Below are 3,353 nucleotides of genomic sequence, written 5' to 3'. Positions count from 1 at the left end.
TCCCCCGCGGCCCCCACCGCCTCCAGCCAGAACCGCTCACGCTGGAACGCATACGTCGGCAGACCCACACCCGGCCCCGACAGATACCGGCCCCACTCGACGGGGACGCCGCGGGTGTGCAGCCGGGCCAGCGCACGGACGAAGGTGGCGGCCTCGGGCCGGTCCGCGCGCAGGGCGGGCACCGCGGCCAGGCCGTCGGCCTGCTCGGTCACCAGGGCGGAGAGCACCCCGGCGGGGCCCAACTCCAGCGCCGTACGGACACCGCCGAGGGAGGCGATCGCGTCGGCGAACCGGACGGGCTGACGGATCTGGCTCACCCAATAGTCCGCGGTGGCGATGTCGCCGGTCGCCGTGGTCACGATCGGGACGGTCGGGGCGTGGTAGGTCAGGGACTTCGCGACGGCGGCGAACTCGTCGAGCATCGGCTCCATCAGGTGCGAGTGGAACGCGTGCGAGACGACCAGCCGCTTCACGCGCACGCCCTCGGAGCGCAGGCGCTCCTCCAGCGCGTCGATCGCGTCGGCGTCCCCGGAGACCGTGATCGACGTCGGGCCGTTGACGGCCGCCAGGTCCACGCCGTCGGGCAGTTCCAGCCCGTCCTCGGCGGTCTCGACGGCGAGCATCGCGCCGCCCTCGGGCAGCGCGTCCATCAGGCGCCCCCGCGCCGACACCAGTCGGCACGCGTCGTCCAGCGACAGCACGTCCGCACAGTGCGCGGCGGCGAGTTCACCGATCGAGTGGCCGACCAGGACGCTCGGGGTCACCCCCCACGACTCCACCAGCCGGAACAGCGCCACCTCGACCGCGAAGAGCCCGGCCTGGGCGTACACGGTCCGGTTCAGCGCCTCGCCGTCCTCGAAGACCACCTCGTGCAGCGGCCGCTCGAGGTCCACCCGGGCGCACACCGCGTCGAAGGCGTCGGCGAAGACCGGGTAGGCGTCGTAGAGCTCACGCCCCATGCCGACCCGCTGCGCGCCCTGGCCCGAGAACAGCAGGGCCGGACCACCGTGCACTGCTTCGTCGTGGAGCACGGACGGCGTGGCACTGTCCTCGGCCAACGCCCGGAGGGCGGTGAGCAGTTCGTCCCGGTCGTCACCGAGCACGACCGCCCGGTGCTCCAACGCCGCACGACCGGTCGCCAGCGTGTGCGCCACCGCCGCGGCATCCGCCTCGGGACGCTCGGCCAGGAAGGATGCCAACCGCCCGGCCTGAGCGACCAGGGCACCCCGCGACCGGGCCGACAACACCCACGGCCCCGCGGCACCCGGTCGCACCGGAGCCACCTCGGCCACCTCGGCGGGCTGCTCAAGGATGACGTGCGCGTTGGTCCCACTCACGCCGAACGAGGACACGCCGGCCCTGCGCGCGTGGCCGGTCTCCGGCCAGGGCCGGTCCTCGGTGAGTAGCGACACCGAGCCCGCGGACCAGTCCACGTGCGGCGTCGGCTCGTCCACGTGCAGCGTCCGCGGCAGCTTGCCGTGACGCATCGCCTGCACCATCTTGATGACACCGGCGACGCCCGAAGCGGCCTGGGTGTGACCGATGTTGGACTTCACCGACCCCAGGTACAGCGGCTCCGCGCGGTCCTGCCCGTACGTCGCCAGCAGCGCCTGCGCCTCGATGGGGTCGCCCAACTTGGTGCCGGTGCCGTGCGCCTCCACCGCGTCGACCTCGGACGCCTCCAGCCCGGCGGCGGCCAGCGCGGCCCGCACCACCCGCTGCTGCGCCGGACCGTTCGGCGCCGTCAGACCGTTCGACGCACCGTCCTGGTTGACCGCGGAGCCCCGCACCACGCCGAGCACCTCGTGCCCGTTGCGGCGCGCGTCCGACAGCCGCTCCAGCAGCAGCAGACCCACACCCTCGCCCCAGCCCGTGCCGTCCGCGGCAGCCGCGAACGCCTTGCACCGGCCGTCGGACGCCAGACCGTCCTGGCGGTCGAACTCGGCGAAGATGTCAGGACCGACGATCACGGTCACACCGCCGGCGAGGGCCATGGAGCACTCCCCCGTACGCAGCGACTGCGCGGCCAGGTGCAGGGCCACCAGCGACGACGAGCACGCCGTGTCGACGGTGACGGCCGGCCCCTCCAGGCCGAAGGAGTAGGCGACGCGGCCGGACAGCACGCTTCCGGCCATGCCGGTCATGAGGTGACCGTCCGCGCCTCCGGTCTGTCCGCCGGTGCCGTAGCCGGAGGTGGAGGCGCCGACGAAGACGCCGGTCGAGGTGCCCTGGAGCGCGCGCGGGTTCATGCCCGCCCGCTCCAGCGTCTCCCAGGCGGTCTCCAGCAGCAGCCGCTGCTGCGGGTCCATGGCCAGCGCCTCACGCGGTGAGATGCCGAACAGGTCCGCGTCGAACTCCGTGGCGTCGTGCACGAAGCCGCCCTCGGTGGCGAAGGCTCCCGACGCCTGGAGGGCCGAGAGGTCCCAGCCACGGTCGGAGGGGAAGGGGGTGAGGCCCTCGGACCCGAGGGCGACCAGGTCCCACAGGTCCTCCGGCGACCGGACCCCGCCCGGGAAGCGGCACGCCATGGAGACGATCGCGATCGGCTCGTCCGGGTCGGCCACGGCGTGCGGCGCGGTGGCCGTCACCGTGTCGCCGGGCGCGGAGGAGGGCAGCAGTCCGGCGAGGTGGCCGGCCAGGGCCTGGGCGGTGGGGTGGTCGAAGACGAGGGTCGCGGAGAGCGACAGGCCGGTCGCCGCCGTCAGCCGGTCCCGCAGGTCGACGGCGGTGAGCGAGTCGAAGCCGAGGTCGGAGAAGGGCAGCTCGACGGGGATGCTGTCGGCGCCGGCATGGCCGAGGACCGCGGCGGCACCGGCTCGGACCGTCTCCAGCAGCAGGGCCCGCCGCTCGGCGGTGCCCTTTCCGGCGAGCGCGGAGAGGAGGGGGTTGGCTTCGGAGTCCCCCGCCGGCGCGGAACCGGCGGCGGACGGGGCCGCGGCCTCGGGCACGTCGTCGAAGAGGGTGGTGGCGCGACCGGAGCCGAAGGCGGGCGCGAAGCGCGCCCAGTCGGCGTCGGCGGCGACGAGGCAGCCCAGGTCCCGGGCGACCGCGTCCTCCAGGATGGTCACGCCGAGCTCCGGCGGGAGGGGGGTCAGGCCGCGGCGGCGCAGGTAGTCCTCGGCGTTCTCCTCGACGAGCATGCCGGCTTCGGCCCACGGGCCCCAGGCCACCGAGGTGGCGGCCAGGCCACGGGCGCGGCGCCGTTCGGCCAGGGCGTCCAGGTGGGCGTTGGCCGCCGCGTACGCGGACTGCCCGCCGCTGCCCCAGACCCCGGCGATCGACGAGAACAGCACGAACATCTCGGCGTCGGGCACCAGTTCGTCCAGGTGCCGGGCGCCGAGCGTCTTGGCCCG

General features: G+C 74.6%; 1 protein-coding gene. It reads right to left on the bottom strand.

The features are described from left to right. Nucleotides 1–3,353: beta-ketoacyl synthase N-terminal-like domain-containing protein (locus ABZ836_RS30400; protein WP_361147599.1), on the bottom strand; the 3,353-nt coding region annotated here is incomplete at both ends.

This window comes from Streptomyces sp. NPDC047130 (assembly GCF_040643475.1).
Taxonomy (GTDB): domain Bacteria; phylum Actinomycetota; class Actinomycetes; order Streptomycetales; family Streptomycetaceae; genus Streptomyces.
The sequence above is the reverse complement of the archived record's forward strand: the minus strand, read 5'-3'. Positions and strand labels throughout refer to the sequence as shown.